Origin of the sequence: Bacillus sp. BS98 (assembly GCF_008432245.1) — a bacterium.
Lineage (GTDB): Bacteria > Bacillota > Bacilli > Bacillales > Bacillaceae_G > Bacillus_A > Bacillus_A toyonensis.
On the sequence record NZ_CP043830.1, the window covers coordinates 1,663,206 to 1,684,693 of the forward strand.

Below are 21,488 nucleotides of genomic sequence, written 5' to 3' on the forward strand. Positions count from 1 at the left end.
AAGTGAAGAAACTAATTGCTATTATATTAGTAGGAGCACTCGTTTGGGCGGGTGTTAACTTTTATAATTCAAAGAAAGAAGAAAAGGAAAGAAAAGCGAAACAAGCGGAGTTAAAAGAGAAAGAAGTATTACCACAAATAGGGTTTAAAGCACCAAATATAACATTAAAAGGATTAGATGGAAAGTTGTATTCGCTAAATGATGCGAAGGGAAAACCATATATTATTAATTTTTGGGCATCGTGGTGTGGACCATGTGAAATGGAGGCACCTGACTTAGTTCGTTTTTATGACAAATATAAAAAGGATATTGAAATCTTTGCAGTAAATGCAACTGTTAGTGACCCAGTACAAGAAGCAACTGCATTTGCGGATCGCTATGGATTTGAGTTTCCAGTTCTTCTAGATATGGATGGAGTAGCTGGATTAGATTATAAAGTATTTTCTTTACCAACGACATTTTTTGTTAATAAAGATGGAATTATAGTAGATCATGTACGAGGGGTATTACCTCCAGATCAATTAGAAAAGAAATTTCAAAAATTAATTGAGGGTTAAGAGGGGATTTTGCAGCGATGGAGTGGATCATGAGGTTACAACCCGTATCTCTTATAATTGGAAGTCTATTTGGATTTATGCTGATGAAACGAAAGATGAAGCGTCAAAATGTACCGTATGAAAAAATGATGGATGCTGTAACAAATGCGTTTCTTATTATCGTATTTGTATGGAAATTTGCACCGGCAATTTTAAATCCAGTATGGGCTTTTAGGTCGCCATTGCAAGCATTACTAGCTGTAGGAAGCATGCAGCACATTTTAATAGGGGGCATAATTGCGAGTGCATACATTGTTTGGAAAAGTAAAAAGGAGCAATTTTTGCTTCATATTTTACTTGATGCATTGCCTTTTGCATTGTGCGTGAGCAGTATCTTTTATTTTCTATTCCATCGAGAAGTAGGTGTACAAACGACACTACCATGGGGAATGAAAATATATGAATCTAAATTTTTATATCATCCTATTTTCGCATACGAGATCATCCTCGCCCTTTGTGTAATTGGTTTGTTATGGATGAAAAATGAAAGATTAGGAACTGGAAAAAATATAAGTGTTTTTCTAATTTGTGAGGGGACTGCTCATATTGTTATTTCGCTTATTAGTGAACAAAACTCGGTTCTATTTGGCCTGTCAATACAGCAAATACTTAGTTTTTGTGTTATTAGTTTAGGCATTTTGTTCATGCCGAAAAAATAAAAATAGCCATGTACGGAGAGTATCCGTGCGTGGCTATTTTTATTTTATATATTAAAAAATCGGCGGGGTAACAGAAAATAAGACAATTGCATTTTTCTCGAATTGATTTACCCATTTATGCTTTAAATAAGCAGGTATTTTTACACTATCACCAGTTTCTAATGTGTACTCTTCTTCATTTAAATACAATGTAATTGTTCCGTCTAATACAAATGCTAATTCTTCACCTTTATGTTCTAGAATATTATCTGATGAAGAAGTATTTGGGGGAACAGTCATAATTGCTGTTGCTAAATTACCTGTGAAATCAGGCGATAGCATTTCATATGATAAATTATCGATAATCATTTTTTTTCGTTTATGAGAGCGCACGATTAAATCGTCTGTATTTGTTTCTTCAAGTAGAAAACTAAATGTTGGAACATCCAGTGCCTTTGCGAGTACCTTTAACGTTTGAATAGAAGGGTTAGCAGAACCACGCTCAATTTGACTTAACATAGATGGTGTAATTTCAGCCATATTTGCTAGTTGTTTACTAGTTAAACCTTTTTCTTTTCTTTGCTTTTCAATCTTTTTACCAATATCTATATTTTCCATAAAACATTCTCCTTAATGATTATTAAATTATATTTAAATAAATTAAATTAAAATTAACTAAAATGAATAATTTATGTTAAACTATATTAAAATTAATTTAATTATAATTTATTGTATAGCAAGCTACAAGGATATGAGGAGGAAACGGAATGAAGGAAATAGAGGTATTAAAAGCAGAGTATCCATTAGTTAACAAGCTTATTGCAACAGAAGAAATATTTTGGATAAACCCGAATATAGAAAAATATGAAACAGCAATAACAGCTTCACCACTTAATGAAGAAGATGTCAAAGACGCGGAAGAGAGATTAAAGCGTTTTGCACCATATATTGCGAAAGTTTTTCCTGAAACGAAAGAAACGAATGGTATTATAGAATCACCTTTAGTAAAAATACCTTCAATGAAACAGTCTTTAGAGAAAAATTACGGGCAACTTATACTAGGAAAATTACTATTAAAATGTGATAGTCATCTTCCGATATCAGGATCAATTAAAGCTAGGGGCGGGATTTATGAAGTGTTGAAACATGCTGAACAATTAGCTCTGCAGCATGGAATGTTAACAGAGGAAGATAATTATTCTATTTTAGATAGTGACACATGTAGAGAGTTTTTTGCAAAATACTCAATTGCGGTAGGTTCTACAGGTAATTTAGGGCTAAGTATTGGGATTATGAGTGCGAAACTAGGTTTTAACGTAACTGTCCATATGTCAGCAGACGCAAAAGAATGGAAAAAAGATTTATTAAGAAATAAAGGTGTAAATGTTATTGAATATGAAGCTGATTATAGTAAAGCAGTAGAAGAGGGGCGTCAGCAAGCAGATGCAGATCCTAGCTGTTATTTTGTAGATGATGAAAACTCACATGATTTATTTTTAGGATACGCAGTAGCAGCATCTCGTTTACAAAAGCAATTAGAAGAGTTAGAGATTATAGTAGATGAAGAACATCCTTTATTCGTTTATCTTCCGTGTGGAGTAGGTGGGGGACCTGGCGGGGTAGCATTTGGTTTAAAGTTATTGTATAAAAACAACGTCCATTGTTTCTTTGCAGAGCCAACACATTCTCCATGTATGTTACTCGGGTTAATGACAGGACTTCATGATAAAATCGCCGTTCAAGATATCGGGATTGATAATATAACAGACGCGGACGGACTGGCAGTAGGAAGACCGTCTGGATTTGTCGGTAAAACGATAGAACCATTTTTGAACGGAAATTACACAGTAAGTGATGAAGAGTTATATAGATTATTAAAAGAACTGGCTGATAAGGAAAATATTAATTTAGAGCCTTCTGCATTAGCTGGTATGGTTGGGCCAGTGAATGTATGTAAAAATGAAAACGAGTATTTACAAAAGCAACAGTTAACAGAGACGGTGAAAAAAGGTACTCATATTGTGTGGGGAACTGGTGGGAGCATGGTTCCAGAAGATGTGATGAATGGGTATTATAAGAAAGGTTTGGAATTAACAATATAAGAAAAATGAGGCTAGTTGTAGCCTCATTTTTTCATGTACATAAAAATCTTTGTTATTTTCACAATAGTTCTTTATAGTATAGATATGAAGGATTACTAATATCGAATAAATATAACAAAACAGCTTTATTTTACATAATAAGAGGATGTGTGTATACGATGTCATTACAGACTAAATATATAGCGGGTATTTCGCTTGGGGTTATGGGAGTAGGCTTTGCTGCTTCTATCCCTTTTCAAGGAACGATAGCTGGAGAGATTATACAAGGGGGATTTGAAGCTGGATTAGTTGGCGGACTTGCGGATTGGTTCGCGGTTACAGCATTATTTCGTCATCCGATGGGAATCCCAATTCCGCATACAGCTTTGTTACCTAAAAACCGTAAACGAGTAACGAAAGGGCTCATTCATACGTTAGAAAATGAGTGGCTGACGAAAGAAAGTATTACGAATAAAGTAAAAGAAATGCAGTTAGCGCAAATGGTGCTACAAATTGCTGAGAGAGAAATGCAGTCTGATGCTGTGAAAAAGGGAATTGTAACGATTGCTGAGAAAGCGATTGTTTCAATAGATACAGAAAAGTTAGCTGTTATTATTGAAAAAGAACTTAAAACATATTTGCATACAATTAATACGAGTAACATCTTACAAGTGCTTGTTGATCAATTAGTTGTGCAAGAATATGATGAAAAGACACTTGATTACATATTAGTAAAAGTGAAAGATTGGACAGCGCAAGATGAAGCTCGTTACCAGCTTGGAAGCTTAGGTATGAAGGCGATGGAAAACATAAAAGTAGATGGATTCTTACAGTTTACTTTGAAATCGTTTATGAATATTGTAGATGAAGATAAAATTGGCGGCATTTTGCAGAAATTTATTATTAGCAATATTAACAGCTTACAAGATGCAGATAATGGCACAAGACAACTTATCTTATCAAAAATTCGCCAAGAAATTATAAATGTAAAAGAAAATGAAGCTTTACTACAGGAATTAGAAAATTGGAAAGAAAAGTGGATTGCGAATTGGGATGCTACTGACAAAATAAAAGAGATGCTGGAGCAAGTACAACAAAGAGCAGTTACCTTTGTAAACAAAGAAGAATTTGCTGATACATATGTTATTCCATTTTTACAAACGCAAATGAATAAAATAAAAGAAGACGAAGTGACGGTTCAAAAAATAGAAGATTGGTTACAAAAGCAAGTTGTCACACTTGTTGAAAAGAATCATTCGAAAATTGGAAAACTTGTACAAGAAAACCTTGATAAACTAGACGATAAAACATTAATTGAAATGATCGAAAATAACGTCGGTAAAGATTTGCAGTGGATCCGAGTGAACGGGGCTGTTTGCGGATTTATGATTGGCTTAATTTTAGAAGGAATTAAAGCGATTATATGAGAAAAACCTTCCACATTTGTGGAAGGTTTTTCTTATTTTTCGATAACGTTCATATTCAAATTATAAGCTTTCTCAATATTTAATTTGTACGTTCCATTTCCAGTTTTAATCGAATTTTTATACCAATGTTCTCGGTCGATTAATTCTGGATTTTCTTCTGAAGTATTATTTTCTTTTTTCGTTAAATCTTCAACTTGTTCCCAAGGTGTGTTTCCATGTGTTTCTTTTTGATTTGTTACTGCTGTTAAAGATACATCACTCTCTTTTGCAAGATGGACAGACACTCTTGAGCTTTCTTGTACAAACCAATTATTTTGTAATTGACCTGGATAAAGAGATAGTTCGTTATTTGAAGCACGGATTTCCACATTTTTATTTTGCGGAAGAACAAGCGTTGGTTTCACCTGTGGTGCCGAGTTAAATAACGTATGCTGAACAGGTAATGATTTTAATGTGATATGCATCGTTTCTCCAGCCGTTTGAACGGAAAGGAAATCATCTCGTTTTAAATTGAGTTTTTCATTTGCTTTCGTCGTCATTTCATACGTTCCCAAAAGATGAATTTGATTTGTATTATTTCCCTCTATCGTTAGAGGCTGATGTCCTGCATCTACTACGATTTTTTTGATAGATTCAGGTATATCAAGTGGTCCGTCTGGAATATTACTCGTTTGCCTCGTTGTATTCATAGAATGACGAACTTCGTCTAGTAATCCAGTAGATAATAAACAGTAAAAAGCAATTCCAACACTTCCTAAAACGCCGATAAAGAAAATACTAAAAATATCATATTTAATAAATGATTGTTCCTTTTTAGAAAATAGAAGGTATAGTAAAATTTCAGCGCCAAGTATAATAAGTAAAACAGGCCACCATGCTGTTAATGTATCCAATACTTGGGTGCCTTTAATGACTGAAAATAGTAAGAAGCAACCTAATGTAATAATGGAAAGCCCCATTGAGAATGTTCCAACGCGCCATGTTCTCATTCGTTTGTACCACCTTTATTTTCTTTATTTCCAAGTAACAATTTAAAGCCGCCGCCAATTAAAAGGAGAGCAACGATAGACGTTTGGAAATAGCGATAATATAGTTCGCTAAGATGAATATTAAATATAGTTGCAAAATAGTCATTCAAAATAGGAAGGACTGTTTGATCTAATAAATAATAACCACCTAATACAATTAATCCGATACCGATCCATCTTTGATGATTTATAAAATAATCTATGATAGGTTCGTCATTAACACGTTCTTTTCCGTATTTTGCAGTTTGCTGTAACGCATCAAAAAAGCTATAGAACCAAATGATTGGTACTAAAAATAAAAACGCAGAAAGTCTTAATAAGTCGAGCAAATAAATGGATAGTAAAAAGGCTGCCATAAGCTGAAGACCACGGCGCTGTAAGCCTAAATACATATGTCCTGCTCCAGGAAACATCGCTAAAATGGAAGCGAATGTTTTATTTTTCTTTCCTTGTTCTCGGTGCTCTTCAAACTCTTCAAAAATAGTACGGTCATCTAGTTGCTCTCCGCGTTCTTTTTTCTGTAGTTGTTGAACAACATCGAAGAAATTATAAATCCATAAAACAGGTAACGTCACGAGAAAGATAAGGAAACTTTCTTGAGATGTTAAAAGGGCAACGAAAATGATCATACTTCCGATTCCTGTACAAGCTACTAAAAATGTAAGGCCACGTTGCATAAGTCCTAATTGAAAATGACCAAGTCCAGGGATAATTGATAGAAGAATGATATAAAATCGTTCGCTCTCTTTAGAGGACTCTGTAAATTCTCCGGCCGCTTGTTTTTTCGATTGATTAATAATAGTGATAACTAAATCTAATAAATTGATCGCCCATAACACGACTAGTAAAAATAGAGAAAGAAAAGCAATATCACGCTCTCCTAATGCTATTGTGCAAAATGCTGCAAAGATAAATAGAAATACAGCCCCTCCGCTATATAAAATAAATCGTCCAAACTTCTTTAAATATAAATGTCCAAGCCCAGGAATTAGCCCTAATACAAGTGCTAAAAAGGGGTTTTTATTCATGCTTTGAACCTCCGTCCTTTGTTGATGTGTCTACCGATTTGTTTATAATTTGTTGTGAGATAGAAGACTCGTTATGTTTTGAAGATTTCTCGAAATTTGATGTCGCTGTAAAAATATATTGGAATAAACCACTTACCATAAAAATAATTGTAGCCGCAGTCGCAATTATGTAGTGAATAATTGTGCGTTTTAGTGAGTTTGTTTTTATATATTCATTAGACTGTAGTGTTTCAAAATTAATTTGCGTCATAACTTCGTTCGTAAATGAATCATCATTTATCATTGGAAGGTTTTCATGTTGTTCATCAATACTTTCCATATAAAGTGCTAAACAATAATCACATTCAAAAAGATGTTCTTCCATAGATTCACGTTCATTGCTTTCTATAAAATCTAATGTATAATTGCGCCAATCTTCTTTTGAATAATGCATCATAGAAACTCTTCCTCCTTCCAATGTTTTTTAATCCATTTTCTTGCCCGATACAGTTTCATTTCGACTGTTTTCACTTCGATGTTTTCCTGCAAAGCAATTTCTTGATAACTTTTTTCTTCTAAATAATGCGAGAGAACGACATCACGGTAATTTTCAGGAAGTTCTCTTAGTTTTTGAGCAATGAGTAATTTTTGCTCTTTCGTCAATAGTAAAGCTTCAATGTTATGAGAGGATTTTATATTTTCCTCAGTTTCTTTACATAAGGAGAGTTCTTCGTGTTCTCTAGCTTTCTTCCTTTTATAATCAATAGCGTGATTGGTGGCAATACGCGCCATCCACGTTTTTAATCCGCGAAATTGATAATTTGGGAGAGAGGCGTGAATTTTTACGAATACTTCTTGTGTAACATCTTTCGCATCTTCTTCATGTCTTAAAATAGAAAAGATAACTTGAAAAATATAATGACGATACGTTTGTACAAGGATACGAAAAGCATGTTCGCTTCCTTGCTGTGCTTTTTCAATTAATTGTTTTTCCTCAATGGGTCTCTCCCTCCTTTTTGACGCATTCTATTATATAGACGTAAGAAATGATAAGTCACCCTACACATGTTGTAAAAAAAGAATAATATATTTTTAGAAAGGAGGCTATATGAAAAAAGGTGTGAAAAAATGGTAAAAAGGAGTATATAATGAGCAAAGAGGAAATGTTACGCGGAGAAAGGATGTGAATGTTAGTAGGAGGACGTCCATACTAACAAACATGAAAATTAAAATATTAATAGCAGATGATAATTCTTTTATTAGAGAAGGCATGAAAATTATTTTAAATACATACGAAGAGTTTGAAGTGTTAGATACTGTAAATGATGGAAAAGAAGCTGTAGCATATTGTAAGAAACATGAAGTCGATATTGTGCTTTTAGATGTCCGCATGCCAAACATGAACGGGGTAGAGGCGACAAAGTTAATTTGTGAAGAGACGAAAACGAAGCCGCTTATTTTAACGACGTTTGATGATGATGAATATATATTGGACGCAGTAAAAAACGGAGCAAAAGGTTATTTATTAAAAAATAATGATCCGGAACGTATTCGTGATGCGATAAAAGGAGTGTATAACGGTCAAACTGTTATGCAAGATGTAGTACTTGATAAAATTAAATCTAATTTAATGGAAAGTAAAGAGGAAGAATGTAAAATAGATAAGAGTCTTTTTACAGAAAGGGAGCTTAGTATTATCGCATTAATTGCGAAAGGTTTCTCGAATAAAGAAATTTCAAAGCAGCTTTTCATATCAGAGGGAACAATCGCAAATTATATTACATCGGTTTTAGGGAAAACTGGACTAGAACATCGCACACAAATTGCGATTTATTACTTAACAGGGAAAGTAGATTAATGATATGGAATTTTGGTTAATTGTAAGTAAATTAATTGTTTTTATATATATTGTGTTTAGTTACATTTATTTAAATGTCGCGAACTTACCATGGATTATATTTACTTTGCTTTTATATCTTTCTGTAAACGTACTGATTTCTATATTTAAAAAAGATACGTACAAAAACATATTAACTTCTGTGTCAATTGGCGTAGTTATGTTATTTACATGGAAGATTCATCCGCTTTTTATTTTGTTTTTACCATTGAATTTATATGAACTTGTATTTCGATATATAGAGAAGAAATGGCAGCTCTTTATCGTTATGATGATTCCTATTATCTTTACAGATGAAAGTATTCGAATGACATATGGATTAATTGTTGCATTTTCTTTCATTGTATTAACTATGGCAGAACGGTATATATCGCGTGTATTAAAGCTTGAATCACAAAATGATAAGATGCGAAAAGATATGCAGCGGCTGACGAAAAGCTTACATGAAAATAAAGAGTACATAAAGCAATCAGAATACACATTTAAGTTAGAAGAGAGAAACCGGCTATCACAAGAAATTCATGATAAAATTGGCCACTCGATGACGGGTGCACTAATTCAAATGGAAGCAGCAAAGAGGTTAATGGAAATAGATAAAGAAAAATCTGCCGAGTTATTACAAAATGCAATTCACATTTCAAAAGATGGAATTGAAAGTATTCGCATTACATTAAAAAATATGAAGCCACCAACTGAGCAAATTGGTATCCATCGTATGAAATTATTCATAGAGGAATTTGCCGGTAAGCATGATGTAAATATTCCTTTCGTATATAAAGGTAACTTAGATATGATTTCTCCTATTCAGTGGAAAATTATCGGTGAAAATGTTACAGAGGCACTTACAAACGCAATGAAATATGCTGATGCGACAGTCATTTCCATAGATATTCATGTACTTAACAAGATGGTGAAAGTACAAGTGAAGGATAACGGAAAAGGTGCAGCTCTCGTTAAGAAAGGTCTCGGAATTATGGGGATGGAGGAGCGAACGGCATCAGTAAACGGAAAAATTATTGTAGATGGGACAAGTGGTTTTTCAGTAACAATGTTGCTGCCGATATAAAAGAATGGGACGAAGATGAATCATCTCATATGAAAAAAGTGAATAATCTCATGTGAAAAGAATGAACTTCTGCACTGAGCAGGTTCATTTTTTTTGTTTATAATAAATAGCAGAGAAACCGAAATAGGGGTGAAATGATGAATACATTAGAAATTAAAAATTTAACGAAAAAATTTGGTGATTTCATCGCAGTTGATAATATGTCTTTATCTATTAAAGAAGGAGAGATATTTGGATTTTTAGGATCAAATGGTGCTGGTAAAAGTACAACGATAAATATGATTGCTGGGTTGTTAAGAAGTAATGAAGGTGAAATTAGCATATTAGGAAAAAATATAAAGAAGCATAATCGGTTTGCGAAGATGAATATTGGTATCGTTCCGCAAGATATTGCAATTTATGAAGAGTTAAATGCCTATGAAAATGTGAAATTCTTTGCTGGACTTTACGGGTTAAGAGGAGCTGAATTAAAAGCGAGAGTAGAGGAAGCACTTCAATTTGTGGGGCTTAGTGATAAACATAAAAATTACCCGAAAAACTTTTCTGGCGGGATGAAACGAAGACTGAATATCGCTTGTGCGATCGCTCATAGACCGAAGTTAATTATTATGGATGAGCCGACAGTTGGAATTGATCCACAGTCAAGAAACTATATTCTCCAGTCTGTTCGAAAATTAAATGAAATGGGAAGTACCATTATTTACACGAGCCACTACATGGAAGAAGTAGAAGAGATTTGTACGAAAATAGCAATTGTAGATCACGGTAAAGTGATTGCAGAAGGAACGAAAGAACAGTTAAAAGCAATTATTACCGACACGAAAGATATTTGGATTGAAGTAAAGTCGGTAGAAAAATTAGATGTAGAGCAGTTAAAAGAGATAAACGGTGTGAAAGCTGTTCAAATTGAAGAGAACGTAATTAAAGTAAACTCGGATGCAGGATTAAACAATTTAAATAAAATTATTCAGCATTTCATTAATCATGACATTGAAATCCGTTCGTTAGAGGAACAGGCTCCAAACTTAGAAACAGTATTCCTTACGTTGACTGGAAGAAACTTACGAGATAAATAAAAGGTAAATGAAGAAAAGGTAAAGGGAGGTTCATCAATTGAACATCTTCAATATTGCAGTTATGCATATTAAAAGAGATTTCAGGGACGTAAGAACTTTAGTTTTTATGTTAGCATTTCCTATTGTGCTTATGCTTGTGCTAGGGACAGCGTTAACGAATGCATTTAATAGTGATAGTCAATCGATTAAGGATATACAAGTGCTATATAAAGATGAAGCGAGTAGCACATTTTCTCAATCGTTTGAAGCATTTACGAAAGAAGTCGATAAATCGGGTATTCATTTTAAAAAAGCTTCTGAAGGTATAGATGGGAAAGAGGCAGTGAAGCAAAATAAATATGCTGCTTATGTAGAATTAAATAAAGATGGTGCAAAGTTTTACGGAAGTGACAAAAGTAGTATTGAGGGAAGTATTGTGGAAGGTATGCTTACAACATTTGTTGATAAGTACAATGTAGCAACCGAAGTGGCAAAAGTAGATCCTAGTAAGGTGAGCGCAGTTATTTCAAATGGGAATCATAATGATTATATAAAAGAAACATCTTTACAAGCTGCGAAAAAGCCAGGTTCTATGGATTACTATGCGGTTGTAATGACGACGATGATCGCACTATATGCTGGGATGGGAGCGAGTTCTTTAATTCGAGGAGAACGAATACGTAAAACAGGAGATCGTCTCATTGCTGCGCCTATAAGTAAGGCTGAAATATTCATTGGAAAAGTACTTGGTAGCCTAGTAGCAAACGCCCTTTGCGTATTACTTGTCATGTTATTTAGCAAATTTGTATTTCAAGCGAATTGGGGCGACCATCTTGGAATTATATTTATTATTTTGTTAACACAAGTCTTTCTAGCAATTAGCTTCGGTTTAGGGATCGGGTATATTACGAAAACAGCTGAATCATCGAGAGCAATTATTCTTGTTGTTATACAGTTAGCTTCTATTTTTGGTGGTGCATACTTCGTAGTAGAAGAAAATTTCGTTACGAACTTATCACCATTAACGTGGGCAAACACAGCTGTCATGAAAATTATTTATGCAAACGATGTAGGAGCGGCACTGCCGGTAATATGTTTAAATCTTGGGATTTCAGCACTCTTTTTATTAATTGCAATTATTGCATTACGTAGACGGGAGGGGCTATAGTATGAAAGATATTTTATGGCTCATACAAAAAACACTATCTGTCCTTTTGAAAAATAAAAAAGGATTATTCATTATTATTAGTTTGCCGATAATCGGAACGCTCATCTCTTTTTCGATATACGGAAATGCGGGGCAAGGCACGTTAAATATCGGGATTGTAAATAAAGAAAATGAGCCGATAGCAAATGATACGATAAAGTTTTTAGAAGGATTAAATTATGTGAAAGTGAGTAAGGTTAAGGAGTCGGAAGTAGAAGATAAACTCACTTCCAAAAAACTTGATGGAGTTATTACATTACATTCTGGTTTTTCAAAAAGTGTTCGAGAAGGGAAACCTAATCATATCGAGATTGCATCGATTAAAGGTGATCAAGTAACAGCATTTATAAAATCATATTTATATAACTATATTGATAATGTAGCAGCTATTAGTAAAGTAGCAGGAACAGATCAAAGTACATTTGATAGTATGTACGCAGGGTATCAAAAAAGTTCATTTAAAATGAAAACTGAGACGCTAGAAGATACTTCGAAAAATAAAGATATGACAAACCAAACGATGGGTTACCTTATTATGTTTATGCTGTTTTCAGCAGTGAACTTATCAGGATTTATTTTAAAAGAAAAAGAGAATAGAACGTACTTTAGATTATTATCAACACCAATTGATGGAAAGAAATTTATATTGTCCAACGTCGCGGTAAATATGATGATACTAACATTGCAAATTGTCATTGCAGTATTATTTATGACGAATGTTTTTCATACAAATATTAATATGCCTTTCATAGTAATGATTGGTGTGCTTATGATATTCGCTTTAATTGCAATTGGTTTATCATTAGTCATTGTGTCTTTTTCAAAAAGTTCGGCTGCTTCAAATGCAATGCAAAATCTAGTGATAGTACCAACATGTTTGCTTGCTGGATGTTATTTTCCATATGACATTATGCCAAAAGCGGTACAAAAAGTAGCTGATTTCCTACCGCAGCGCTGGTTACTAGATACGATAGCAAAACTACAGCAAGGTATTCCATTCTCTGAGTTGTATTTGAATATTTTAATCTTATTCGCCTTTGCAATAGCATTTTTCTTAATTGCAATTTATAAGTTTGGAAGAAATAATGATGCGAGGAATTTTGTTTAATGTGAAATGGGTGTGACGTTAAGTCGCATCCTTTTTTGTATGAAGCATGAAATCTAAACTTGAATGACAAAATAGAAGGGTGGAAAGAAAATGATCGGAAGGAAATCAAAATGATTAAAAAAATATTACGAGTTACTTCTATTATTATTGCTATTTTCGTTTTTATTTTAATTTGGATGCATATCGATGTTACCCTAGGTAGGAAAATGGAAGCTGGGAAAAACATGCCGACAGAGTATACACCTCATTATAGTGACTTTCAATTATATGTAGAAGGGAAGTCATTATATGAGCAGCTATTTGAAGATATTAAAAAAGCGAAAAGCTCCATCTACACTTATTTTTTCATTTTGTCGGATGATAAAAGTAGTCATATTTTTTTAAACTTATTAAAAGAGAAGGCGAAAGAAGGAGTAAACGTCTATTTATCGGTTGATCGCATTAATGATTTATCATTTGAAAGAAAGATGAAAAATGAATTGCAGGAAAGTGGTGTGCATTTTACATATAGTAGAAAACCTGAATTACCATTCGGGTTTTATTCTCTTCATCATCGTAATCATCGCCGTATTACGACGATTGATGGGGAGATTGGCTATACAGGCGGATTTAATATAGGAGATGAGTACTTAGGGAAAGATAAGCGATTTGGATATTGGCGTGATTATCATGTACGGCTTAAAGGAGAAGGAGCAAAAGATTTAGAACAGCAATTCGCTTTAGATTGGAAACGAGATACGAAAGAAGATATAAAGAGGAGTACGAATAAAGCTAGTAAAGGGAATACATTACATACTATGACTAGTTACAATGGGCATTACGTTGCTGAAAAATATATAGAGCTCATAAAACAAGCTCAACACTCCATTGTAATTGCAACGCCGTATTTTATAGCAAAAAATAAAGAATCCATGAATGCTTTAATCGCAGCACAAAAGCGTGGTGTTACAGTAAAAATACTTTGGTCATATAAACCAGATCTACCTCTTATAAAAGAAGCGGCGTATCCATACATACGTCAAGCTGTTAATAATGGGATTACTGTATATGGGTATAAAAAAGGAATGTTTCATGGGAAGTTAATGTTAATTGATAATGAATTAACTGTTATCGGTACAACGAACTTTACTGCACGTAGCTTCTATATTAATGATGAGATGAATTTGTATATTCATGGTGGATCTATCGTCTCAGAAGTGAATGAGGCGTTAACGCAAGATTTTCATGATTCGAAAGAAATGACGAAAGAATTTTTTGAGAAGTTATCATTTTGGGAGCGTTGTAAGGAGAAGTTGGGGGGATTGGCTGATTTTTATTTATAAAGGTTAATGAAAAGGGTGTCTTTTATAGACACCCTTTTCATGAGAAATAACTATTATTCATGCACAAGCATCGAAACATCATCATTAATCAATGTCCCCACATGTTCCCCTAAACATATTTTCTTCATCACCCCAGGCTCATCGAAGTTAAAGACATGTGCTGGTAAATTGTAGTCCCGAGCAAGCAATAAAGCGGCTTGGTCCATGACTTGTATGTTTTGTCTAACAACATCGTTATAGTTCAGCTTTCGATACATTTTCGCTGATTTGTTATGTTTTGGGTCACTTGTAAAGACACCGTCTACTCCTTGTTTTGCGACTAATATGGCGTCACTATTCATTTCGATTGCTCTCTGTACACTTGGGTAATCTGTCGTAACGAAAGGTTGCCCGTTACCGCCTCCAAAAATAACGACATAACCGTTATCTAAATGATGGACTGCACGCAAGCGAATATATGGTTCAGCTACTGCGTTAAAAGGGATGGAAGTCATAACGCGTACTTCTTTATTTGTTTTACTAGTTAAAACACCGCGGAGCATTAAGCTATTAATGATCGTACCTAACGTACCGATATTATCAGCTTCTACACGATCAATTCCCCATTCTTCAGCTAGATGACCTCTGAAAATGTTACCGCCACCGATAACGATGGATACTTCGATACCTAAATCAACAATGGATAAAATTTCGTTTGCGATATGTTCTAATCGTTTGGAGTTAAAGCTATTTCCAGTTTGATCGGCAAGAGCGCCGCCGCTTAGTTTTATTAAAACTCTTTTATATGGCCTCATAACAATTCCCCCTATATAGATCGCAATAAAAAAGGAACAAAGGCGAATGCCTTTGTTCCTTTTTAAGAAAATGAAAAAGAAAAGAAGAAGATAGGACGAATTGCTTTGTGTAGTTTTTCATACTATCCACTCCTTTTCATTTCGATTTGTTTTAAGTATATATCTTTTTGATTATACGAAACAATCTGATTACTTATCAAGTATATTTTATCGTTTTTTAACAAAATGGTGTCAATGAAAAATAGAAGAAAAATATTTGAATTTTTTGTGACAAACTTGTAGGTTTTTGTATGATTTTGTAGGTTCGCTTATATGATGTGTGAGTAGCTTTTATAAATTCAAATTGAAAGCGTTCGCATGAAGGGGATGAACATAAATGAAAAAATTCGGATTGGCAACACAAATTTTTGTCGCGCTTGTTTTAGGGATTGTAGTAGGGGCAGTCTTTTATGGCAATAAAACGGCGATTTCTTATATCACACCAATTGGGGATATATTTATTCATTTAATTAAGATGATTGTAGTACCAATTGTTATTTCAGCATTAATTGTTGCGGTAGCTGGCGTGGGAGATATGAAAAAGCTTGGGAAACTGGGCGGTAAGACAATTCTTTATTTCGAAATTATTACGACGATTGCTATTTTAATGGGATTACTTGCAGCGAATATATTCCAACCAGGTACTGGCGTTGATATGAGCAATTTACAGCAAAGTGATATTTCTTCTTATAAACAAACTGCAGATGCAACAGAGAAGAAAGGATTTGCTGAAACGATTGTTCATATTGTACCGAAAAACGTATTTGAATCTATCTCACAAGGTGACTTATTACCGATTATATTCTTCTCCGTGTTATTTGGTTTAGGAGTTGCGGCAATTGGAGAAAAAGGAAAGCCTGTCTTTAACTTTTTTGAAGGTGTACTCGAAGCAATGTTTTGGGTTACAAATCAAGTTATGAAGTTTGCACCATTCGGTGTATTCGCATTAATTGCTGTTACGGTTGCAAAATTTGGTGTAGCAACACTACTTCCGTTAGGAAAACTAGTGCTAGCTGTATACGTAACTGTTATACTATTCGTTGTGATTGTATTAGGTATTAATGCACGAATGGTTGGCGTAAACATTTTTACATTAATAAAAATTTTAAAAGAAGAACTTATTCTTTCATTTACGACAGCAAGTTCAGAAGCTGTTTTACCTAATATAATGAGAAAAATGGAAGAGTTCGGTTGTCCAAAGGCAGTTGCCTCTTTCGTAATTCCGACAGGTTATACATTTAACTTGACTGGATCGGCTATTTATCAAGCGTTAGCGGCATTGTTTGTTGCACAAATGTATGGTGTACACATGTCACTGACGGAGCAAATAACGTTATTATTCGTTCTCATGTTAACATCCAAAGGTATGGCGGGAGTTCCAGGTGCATCGTTCGTTGTTGTATTAGCAACGTTAGGTTCAATGGGGTTACCACTAGAAGGTATCGCGTTAATTGCGGGAATTGACCGCATTTTAGATATGATTCGCTCATCTGTCAATGTATTAGGAAATGCATTAGCGGCCATTGTTATGTCGAAGTGGGAAGGCGAATTCGATAATGAGAAAGCAAAACAATATGTAGAAACAGTCAAAGAAACAAAAGCAGCATAAGAAATCGTTAAGGAGTGAATAATCATGGCAACATTAACTGAAGTTAAAAATGGTGTGCGAATTGAAAAAGATTTTTTAGGTGAAAAAGAAGTACCAAATTATGCATACTACGGCGTACAAACAATGCGTGCAGTAGAAAACTTCCCAATTACAGGTTACAAAATTCATGAAGGTTTAATTCAAGCATTCGCAGTTGTAAAAAAAGCAGCAGCACTTGCAAATACAGATGTAGGTAGATTGGAATTGAATAAAGGCGGCGCGATCGCAGAAGCTGCTCAAGAAATTCTAGATGGAAAATGGCACGATCATTTCATCGTCGACCCAATTCAGGGCGGTGCGGGTACTTCAATGAACATGAATGCAAATGAAGTCATTGCCAATCGTGCTCTTGAATTATTAGGAATGGAAAAGGGAGACTATCATTATATTAGTCCAAATAGCCATGTAAATATGGCACAATCAACAAACGATGCATTCCCAACGGCGATTCATATCGCGACATTAAATGCATTAGAAGGCTTATTACAAACGATGGGTTATATGCATGATGTATTTGAATTAAAAGCAGAACAATTCGACCATGTTATTAAAATGGGTCGTACGCATTTACAAGATGCTGTACCAATTCGTCTTGGACAAGAGTTTAAAGCGTATTCTCGCGTACTAGAACGTGATATGAAACGTATTAAGCAATCACGTCAACATTTATATGAAGTAAATATGGGAGCAACTGCAGTTGGTACAGGCTTAAATGCAGATCCAGAGTATATTGAAGCAGTTGTAAAACATCTTGCTACAATTAGTGAATTACCGCTTGTTGGTGCAGAAGATTTAGTGGACGCGACGCAAAATACTGATGCGTACACAGAAGTATCTGCAGCACTAAAAGTATGTATGATGAATATGTCTAAAATTGCGAATGACCTTCGCTTAATGGCATCAGGTCCACGTGTTGGTTTAGCAGAAATTATGTTACCAGCTCGTCAACCAGGTTCTTCTATTATGCCAGGGAAAGTAAACCCTGTTATGCCAGAAGTTATTAACCAAATTGCGTTCCAAGTTATTGGTAACGATCATACAATTTGTCTTGCTTCAGAAGCAGGACAATTAGAATTAAATGTTATGGAACCAGTACTTGTTTTCAACTTACTTCAATCTATTAGCATTATGAATAATGGTTTCCGTGCCTTTACAGATAATTGCTTAAAAGGAATTGAAGCGAATGAAGATCGTTTAAAAGAGTACGTTGAGAAAAGTGTAGGAATTATTACAGCCGTGAACCCTCATATCGGTTATGAAGCAGCAGCTCGTGTTGCGAAAGAAGCAATTGCAACAGGTCAATCCGTTCGTGAACTTTGTGTAAAAAATGGTGTATTGTCACAAGAAGATTTAGAGTTAATTCTAGATCCATTCGAAATGACACATCCAGGGATTGCAGGAGCAACTCTTTTAAAGAAAAATTAAAAGAAGAGGGGGACAATCCCCTCTTTTTTGTTTACAATATAGAAATGCTATATATGAATAGAGGTAGGGATGTTATGAGTAAGTTTACAGTGGCTTCTAATGGTGCATTAGAAACAACATTAAGAGGAGCAGAAGTATTATCAACACCACTTTTAAATAAAGGGGTAGCTTTCACACAAGAGGAAAGAGAAGAGTTAGGTTTAAAAGGGTTATTACCGCCAGCTGTTTTAACATTAGAAGAACAAGCACGCCGAGCATATGAACAATTTAGTTCTCAGCCGGATGATTTATTAAAAAATGTATACTTAACGGCGTTACATGATCGAAATGAAGTATTATTTTATCGTATATTAACAGATCATTTACGTGAAATGTTACCGATTGTATATACACCAACTGTAGGTGTAGCAATTCAAAGGTATAGTCATGAATACCGTAAACCACGTGGTATTTATTTATCAATTAACGATCCATCAGGTATTGAAGATGCATTTGCCAATATCGGTGCAACAGCTGAAAACATTGATTTAGTCGTTGTAACGGATGGAGAAGGTATATTAGGAATTGGTGATTGGGGTGTTGGTGGAATTAACATCGCAATCGGGAAATTAGCTGTATATACGGCCGCAGTTGGAATCGATCCTAGCCGTGTATTACCGGTAATTTTAGATGTAGGTACAAATCGTGAGGAATTATTAAACAATCCATTTTATATTGGAAATCGTCATCCTCGTATAACAGGTGAAGCGTACGATGAATTTATTGATACGTTTGTTCAAGCGGTAAATAAACAATTCCCAAAGGCGCTTCTACATTGGGAAGACTTCAGTTCTCGAAATGCACGAAAAATTTTAGATAAATATCGTCATGACGTTTGTACATTTAATGATGATATTCAAGGTACAGGGGCAGTTTCACTTGCTGCTGTATTATCGGCAGTAAAAGCTTCTGGTGTACCGCTAAGTGAGCACCGTGTTGTTGTGTTTGGTGCTGGTACGGCTGGAATCGGTATCGCAGATCAAGTAAGAGATGCAATGGTTCGCGTCGGCTTATCAGATGAAGAATCTCATAATCGTTTCTGGTGTATTGACCGTAACGGATTAGTTACAGATAATATGGAAGGTCTTCTTGATTTCCAAATTCCATATGCAAGAAAAGAAGCGGAAGTAAGTGATTGGAAACAAAATGATGTGATCGGGCTTGCTGAAGTTGTGAAACATGTAAAACCGACAATTTTAATTGGAACATCAACAGTTGCGGGCGCATTTAAAGAAGAGATTATTAAAGAAATGGCTTCTCACGTAGAAAGACCAATTATTTTACCAATGTCGAATCCAACACCACTTGCGGAAGCGAAACCAGCAGATTTAATCGAGTGGACAGAAGGAAGAGCGTTAGTTGCAACAGGAAGTCCGTTTGAACCAGTTACATATAACGGTGTAACGTATGTGATTGGACAGTCAAATAACGCACTTATTTTCCCGGGACTAGGTCTTGGTACAATTGTTGTTCGTGCAAGCGTCATGACGGATGGAATGTTCGCAGCAGCAGCTGAAGCAGTTGCAAGTATGGTAGATACAAGTCAGCCAGGAGCACCTATTTTGCCAGAAGTTGAAGAGTTACGTAATATCTCTGAACTAGTTGCAATTGAAGTAGCGAAAGTTGCAGTTGCAGAAGGTGTTGCTAGAGAAAACTTAAGTGATAACGATATTAAGATTGCAGTGAAAGAAGCAATGTGGAAGCCTGAGTATCGTCAAATAAAAGCGGTAGAAAAGGTTAGTATATAGAGAAAAAGCCCGTTTATAATAATAAACGGGCTTTACTTATACATTTTGAAAAATATATAGGAAGTGGCAGCTTTGAATTGGAATCAATTATGGAAGAAAGATATGTATCTTTTAATTATATTAATGGTAGTTGTCCCAATTGCTGGAGAGCTTAATTTTCATCCTTTTAATGATATGTTTCGTGTTAGCTTCGGGACACCGCTTTTCTTCTTTTTATTATTATTTTTAAGAAGAATACCAGCAGCAGCTGCAGGTATTCTCGTCGGTATATCTGTAGTTTTATTCCGTGTAAGTCTTGACTGGGTATTGCAAGGTTCATTCCATATGACAGAATCATTTTATTTGCGCTATCCTGTGTTCTTTTATTATTTTATTTATGGAAGCCTCTTTTCGTTTTGTAGGGTAAATAAGTTTCATCAGAAGCCAATTGTTATTGGGTGCCTTGGAATTTCAATTGAAATTATTGCAAGTATGTCAGAACTTGCGTTTTATCATATGCTCGTACTAGGCACAACGATAACAGTTTCTGAAGTGAATAAACTAATCATTATAGCTATTTTCCGTAGTTTCTTTGCGCTCGGTTTTTTAAATATGATGAATTTATATGAAACGAAATTAAAAGAATCCCAAGTTCGAAAAGAAAATGAAAATATGTTAATGTATCTCTCTAATTTATATGTGGAATCTGTCCATTTGAAAAAAACGTTACAAAATGCTGAGTTAATTACACAGGAAGCATATCAACTATATCGAAACTTACAAGCGAACGATGACTTAAATAGCAAAACAGCTTTAAAAATAGCAGGAGAAGTGCATGAAATAAAAAAGGATAATCAAAGGATTTTTGCAGGGTTATCTAAACTGTTATTAGATAAAAATGTGGCTGAGTATGTAGAAGGACATGAATTAGCGGAAATAATTGTAAGAATAAATGAGAAGTATGCTGAAATGCTAGGAAAAGATATACGTTTTTCTAAACATATAGAAGGTGAGCACGCTGCATATCACGTGTATACAGTTCTATCAATTTTTAATAATTTAGTTGCAAATGCAGTGGAAGCAATTGAGGATAGAGGTCTCATTAGTATAAAGCTATATAAACGAGATAAACATATATTCTTTGAAGTAATTGACGATGGTCCTGGTATTGCACAGAAGTATAAGAAATTAGTATTTAAGCCAGGGTTTACTTCAAAGTATGATCAAACGGGAACACCGTCAACAGGTATTGGACTTTCTTACATAAACGAAATGGTAACAGAGCTAGGTGGAGAAGTGAGATTAGAAGAACGAGAAACTGGTGGCGGGTGTAAGTTTATCGTTTGTTTACCGGAGTGCAGTTTAAAGCGGGAAGGGGAATAAT

20 protein-coding genes are annotated in these 21,488 nt (G+C 34.6%); 14 read left to right on the forward strand and 6 right to left on the reverse strand.

Features of this window, described 5'->3' with window-relative positions:
• The first annotated feature begins 2 nt into the window (after nucleotides 1–2).
• On the forward strand, nucleotides 3–557 hold the full coding sequence (locus tag F0362_RS08820) for a TlpA family protein disulfide reductase (protein ID WP_000733179.1): 555 nt from the start codon (nucleotides 3–5) through the stop codon (nucleotides 555–557).
• A 17-nt stretch (nucleotides 558–574) separates the two neighbouring features.
• On the forward strand, nucleotides 575–1,255 hold the full coding sequence (locus tag F0362_RS08825) for a prolipoprotein diacylglyceryl transferase family protein (RefSeq protein ID WP_000454797.1): 681 nt from the start codon (nucleotides 575–577) through the stop codon (nucleotides 1,253–1,255).
• A gap of 51 nt (nucleotides 1,256–1,306) precedes the next feature.
• Here the strand turns inward: F0362_RS08825 and F0362_RS08830 are convergent, their stop codons facing one another.
• Nucleotides 1,307–1,852, reverse strand: coding sequence for a helix-turn-helix domain-containing protein (locus F0362_RS08830; RefSeq protein ID WP_000427659.1), 546 nt, complete (start codon nucleotides 1,850–1,852; stop codon nucleotides 1,307–1,309).
• A gap of 149 nt (nucleotides 1,853–2,001) precedes the next feature.
• Here F0362_RS08830 and F0362_RS08835 point away from each other — a divergent pair, with 149 nt between their 5' ends.
• Together F0362_RS08835 and F0362_RS08840 are read left to right on the forward strand one after the other, a co-directional pair.
• Nucleotides 2,002–3,336, forward strand: coding sequence for a D-serine ammonia-lyase (locus F0362_RS08835; protein WP_000658443.1), 1,335 nt, complete (start codon nucleotides 2,002–2,004; stop codon nucleotides 3,334–3,336).
• 158 nt (nucleotides 3,337–3,494) lie between these two features.
• Complete coding sequence (locus F0362_RS08840) at nucleotides 3,495–4,742, forward strand: DUF445 domain-containing protein (RefSeq protein ID WP_000058290.1); 1,248 nt, start codon at nucleotides 3,495–3,497, stop codon at nucleotides 4,740–4,742.
• 32 nt (nucleotides 4,743–4,774) lie between these two features.
• Here F0362_RS08840 and exsE read toward each other — a convergent pair whose 3' ends face one another.
• Genes exsE through F0362_RS08860 form a run of 4 tightly spaced genes read right to left on the reverse strand, consistent with a single transcriptional unit; the run spans nucleotide 4,775 to nucleotide 7,776 of the window.
• Nucleotides 4,775–5,731 carry an exosporium protein ExsE gene (exsE, locus tag F0362_RS08845; protein WP_001261438.1) on the reverse strand — a complete coding sequence of 319 codons (957 nt, stop codon included), beginning with the start codon at nucleotides 5,729–5,731 and terminating at the stop codon, nucleotides 4,775–4,777.
• Complete coding sequence (locus F0362_RS08850; protein ID WP_001039103.1) at nucleotides 5,728–6,798, reverse strand: hypothetical protein; 1,071 nt, start codon at nucleotides 6,796–6,798, stop codon at nucleotides 5,728–5,730. Before F0362_RS08850 ends, exsE begins: the two co-directional genes overlap by 4 nt.
• Nucleotides 6,791–7,234, reverse strand: coding sequence for a hypothetical protein (locus tag F0362_RS08855; protein WP_149889737.1), 444 nt, complete (start codon nucleotides 7,232–7,234; stop codon nucleotides 6,791–6,793). Before F0362_RS08855 ends, F0362_RS08850 begins: the two co-directional genes overlap by 8 nt.
• Nucleotides 7,231–7,776: an RNA polymerase sigma factor gene (locus tag F0362_RS08860; RefSeq protein ID WP_255258374.1), complete on the reverse strand. Its 546-nt coding sequence runs from the start codon at nucleotides 7,774–7,776 to the stop codon at nucleotides 7,231–7,233. The genes F0362_RS08855 and F0362_RS08860 overlap by 4 nt, the downstream gene beginning before the upstream one ends.
• A 220-nt stretch (nucleotides 7,777–7,996) precedes the next feature.
• Here F0362_RS08860 and F0362_RS08870 point away from each other — a divergent pair, with 220 nt between their 5' ends.
• The 6 genes from F0362_RS08870 (at nucleotide 7,997) to F0362_RS08895 (ending at nucleotide 14,432) form a co-directional block, all read left to right on the forward strand.
• Nucleotides 7,997–8,635, forward strand: coding sequence for a response regulator transcription factor (locus tag F0362_RS08870; RefSeq protein WP_000694089.1), 639 nt, complete (start codon nucleotides 7,997–7,999; stop codon nucleotides 8,633–8,635).
• 4 nt (nucleotides 8,636–8,639) lie between these two features.
• Entirely contained in the window at nucleotides 8,640–9,740 is a 1,101-nt protein-coding gene (locus F0362_RS08875; protein WP_000397635.1) for a sensor histidine kinase, read from the forward strand.
• A gap of 137 nt (nucleotides 9,741–9,877) precedes the next feature.
• On the forward strand, nucleotides 9,878–10,816 hold the full coding sequence (locus F0362_RS08880) for an ABC transporter ATP-binding protein (protein ID WP_001093803.1): 939 nt from the start codon (nucleotides 9,878–9,880) through the stop codon (nucleotides 10,814–10,816).
• Between the two features lie 37 nt (nucleotides 10,817–10,853).
• Nucleotides 10,854–11,963 carry an ABC transporter permease gene (locus F0362_RS08885; RefSeq protein WP_001020185.1) on the forward strand — a complete coding sequence of 370 codons (1,110 nt, stop codon included), beginning with the start codon at nucleotides 10,854–10,856 and terminating at the stop codon, nucleotides 11,961–11,963.
• A gap of 1 nt (nucleotide 11,964) precedes the next feature.
• Nucleotides 11,965–13,110, forward strand: coding sequence for an ABC transporter permease (locus F0362_RS08890; protein ID WP_149889738.1), 1,146 nt, complete (start codon nucleotides 11,965–11,967; stop codon nucleotides 13,108–13,110).
• 110 nt (nucleotides 13,111–13,220) lie between these two features.
• Entirely contained in the window at nucleotides 13,221–14,432 is a 1,212-nt protein-coding gene (locus F0362_RS08895) for a phospholipase D-like domain-containing protein (protein ID WP_000591925.1), read from the forward strand.
• Between the two features lie 53 nt (nucleotides 14,433–14,485).
• On the opposite strand, the gene pyrH is transcribed toward F0362_RS08895, so the two are convergent.
• Nucleotides 14,486–15,226, reverse strand: a complete 741-nt coding sequence (pyrH, locus tag F0362_RS08900) for a UMP kinase (protein WP_001248057.1) — start codon at nucleotides 15,224–15,226, stop codon at nucleotides 14,486–14,488.
• A gap of 376 nt (nucleotides 15,227–15,602) precedes the next feature.
• Between pyrH and F0362_RS08905 the strand changes: the two genes are divergently transcribed.
• From F0362_RS08905 to F0362_RS08920, 4 genes are all read left to right on the forward strand, one after another.
• A complete protein-coding gene (locus F0362_RS08905; RefSeq protein WP_000713298.1) occupies nucleotides 15,603–16,874 on the forward strand; it encodes a cation:dicarboxylate symporter family transporter in 1,272 nt (423 codons plus the stop codon).
• Between the two features lie 24 nt (nucleotides 16,875–16,898).
• On the forward strand, nucleotides 16,899–18,338 hold the full coding sequence (gene aspA, locus F0362_RS08910) for an aspartate ammonia-lyase (RefSeq protein WP_000224192.1): 1,440 nt from the start codon (nucleotides 16,899–16,901) through the stop codon (nucleotides 18,336–18,338).
• A 74-nt stretch (nucleotides 18,339–18,412) separates the two neighbouring features.
• Nucleotides 18,413–20,125: an oxaloacetate-decarboxylating malate dehydrogenase gene (gene malS / locus F0362_RS08915; protein ID WP_002093791.1), complete on the forward strand. Its 1,713-nt coding sequence runs from the start codon at nucleotides 18,413–18,415 to the stop codon at nucleotides 20,123–20,125.
• Nucleotides 20,126–20,188: 63 nt separating this feature from the next.
• On the forward strand, nucleotides 20,189–21,487 hold the full coding sequence (locus F0362_RS08920) for a sensor histidine kinase (protein WP_172624221.1): 1,299 nt from the start codon (nucleotides 20,189–20,191) through the stop codon (nucleotides 21,485–21,487).
• Nucleotide 21,488 lies beyond the last annotated feature (1 nt).

Bases quoted from the DNA above. Each gene is read 5' to 3' on its own strand.
- F0362_RS08825 (WP_000454797.1), top strand. From the start codon at position 575: ATGGAGTGGATCATGAGGTTACAACCCGTATCTCTTATAATTGGAAGT.
- F0362_RS08830 (WP_000427659.1), bottom strand. From the start codon at position 1,852: ATGGAAAATATAGATATTGGTAAAAAGATTGAAAAGCAAAGAAAAGAA.
- F0362_RS08835 (WP_000658443.1), top strand. From the start codon at position 2,002: ATGAAGGAAATAGAGGTATTAAAAGCAGAGTATCCATTAGTTAACAAG.
- F0362_RS08840 (WP_000058290.1), top strand. From the start codon at position 3,495: ATGTCATTACAGACTAAATATATAGCGGGTATTTCGCTTGGGGTTATG.
- exsE (WP_001261438.1), bottom strand. From the start codon at position 5,731: ATGAGAACATGGCGCGTTGGAACATTCTCAATGGGGCTTTCCATTATT.
- F0362_RS08850 (WP_001039103.1), bottom strand. From the start codon at position 6,798: ATGAATAAAAACCCCTTTTTAGCACTTGTATTAGGGCTAATTCCTGGG.
- F0362_RS08855 (WP_149889737.1), bottom strand. From the start codon at position 7,234: ATGATGCATTATTCAAAAGAAGATTGGCGCAATTATACATTAGATTTT.
- F0362_RS08870 (WP_000694089.1), top strand. From the start codon at position 7,997: ATGAAAATTAAAATATTAATAGCAGATGATAATTCTTTTATTAGAGAA.
- F0362_RS08875 (WP_000397635.1), top strand. From the start codon at position 8,640: ATGGAATTTTGGTTAATTGTAAGTAAATTAATTGTTTTTATATATATT.
- F0362_RS08880 (WP_001093803.1), top strand. From the start codon at position 9,878: ATGAATACATTAGAAATTAAAAATTTAACGAAAAAATTTGGTGATTTC.
- F0362_RS08890 (WP_149889738.1), top strand. From the start codon at position 11,965: ATGAAAGATATTTTATGGCTCATACAAAAAACACTATCTGTCCTTTTG.
- F0362_RS08895 (WP_000591925.1), top strand. From the start codon at position 13,221: ATGATTAAAAAAATATTACGAGTTACTTCTATTATTATTGCTATTTTC.
- pyrH (WP_001248057.1), bottom strand. From the start codon at position 15,226: ATGAGGCCATATAAAAGAGTTTTAATAAAACTAAGCGGCGGCGCTCTT.
- F0362_RS08905 (WP_000713298.1), top strand. From the start codon at position 15,603: ATGAAAAAATTCGGATTGGCAACACAAATTTTTGTCGCGCTTGTTTTA.
- aspA (WP_000224192.1), top strand. From the start codon at position 16,899: ATGGCAACATTAACTGAAGTTAAAAATGGTGTGCGAATTGAAAAAGAT.
- malS (WP_002093791.1), top strand. From the start codon at position 18,413: ATGAGTAAGTTTACAGTGGCTTCTAATGGTGCATTAGAAACAACATTA.